The 1,440-nt window shown below is 64.7% G+C and carries 1 protein-coding gene; it reads right to left on the bottom strand.

Features of this window, described 5'->3' with window-relative positions; translation table 11 throughout:
- Window positions 1–1,440, bottom strand: a 1,440-nt coding sequence (treS, locus tag AF1_RS32505) for a maltose alpha-D-glucosyltransferase (protein WP_067808187.1), incomplete at both ends; no start/stop codon positions are given.

Here is a 1,440-nt window from a genome sequence, read left to right as displayed (position 1 = left end):
GATCTCGCGGGTGAAGGCCAGGACGGAGGGGTTGGAGGCGGACAGTTCGACGTAGGAGCCGACGCCGAAGACGGGGTGGCGTTGCCGGATCTCGATCATTTTGCGGGTCCAGTGCAGCAGGGATCCGGGGTTGTTGGCCTGGGCTTCGACGTTGACGGCCTGGTAGCCGTAGATGGGGTCCATGATGACCGGCAGGTACAGGCGGGCGGGGTCGCAGGCGGAGAATCCGGCGTTGCGGTCGGGGGTCCATTGCATGGGGGTGCGGACGGCGTCGCGGTCGCCGAGCCAGATGTTGTCGCCCATGCCGATTTCGTCGCCGTAGTACAGGACGGGGGAGCCGGGCAGGGACAGCAGCAGGGCGGTGAACAGTTCGAGTTGGTTGCGGTCGTTGTCCAGGAGGGGGGCCAGGCGGCGGCGGATGCCGATGTTGGCTTTCATGCGGGGGTCTTTGGCGTATTCGGTGTACATGTAGTCGCGTTCTTCGTCGGTGACCATCTCCAGGGTGAGTTCGTCGTGGTTGCGGAGGAAGATGCCCCATTGGCAGGATTCGGGGATTTTGGGGGTTTGGGCCATGATTTCGGAGATGGGGTAGCGTTGTTCGCGGCGGACGGCCATGAAGATGCGGGGCATGACGGGGAAGTGGAAGGCCATGTGGCATTCGTCGCCGCCGGCGGCGGGGTCGCCGAAGTATTCCACGACGTCGTCGGGCCATTGGTTGGCTTCGGCGAGCAGGACGCGGTCGGGGTAGAGGCGGTCGACTTCGGCGCGGACGCGTTTGAGGTAGGTGTGGGTTTCGGGGAGGTTTTCGCAGTTGGTGCCTTCGCGGGCGTACAGGTAGGGGACGGCGTCCAGGCGGAAGCCGTCGATGCCCAGGTCCAGCCAGAAGCGCAGGTTTTCCAGCATGGCGTCTTGGACGGCGGGGTTGTCGTAGTTGAGGTCGGGTTGGTGGGAGAAGAAGCGGTGCCAGTAGTACTGGCCGCGCATGGGGTCGTAGGTCCAGTTGGAGGATTCGGTGTCGATGAAGATGACGCGGGCGTCGGGGTAGCCGGTGTCGTCGTCGGCCCAGACGTAGAAGTCGCCGAAGGGGCCGGTGGGGTCGGTGCGGGAGGCCTGGAACCAGGGGTGCTGGTCGGAGGTGTGGTTCATGACCAGGTCGGCGATCACGCGGATGCCGCGGGCGTGGGCTTGTTCGATGAGTTCCACGAAGTCGCCGAGTTCTCCGAATTCGGGGAGGATCTGGGTGTATTCGGAGATGTCGTAGCCGCCGTCTTTGAGGGGGGATTGGTAGATGGGCAGCAGCCACAGGCATTGGATGCCCAGCCATTGCAGGTGGTCCAGGCGGGAGATCAGCCCGCGCAGGTCGCCGTAGCCGTCGTTGTTGGAATCGGCGAACCCGCGCACCGACACCTCGTAGAACACCGCCGTCTTGAACCAGTGCGG

Source organism: Actinomadura formosensis NBRC 14204 (assembly GCF_001552155.1).
Lineage (GTDB): Bacteria > Actinomycetota > Actinomycetes > Streptosporangiales > Streptosporangiaceae > Spirillospora > Spirillospora formosensis.
This window is presented reverse-complemented; position numbering and strand designations above follow the sequence as displayed.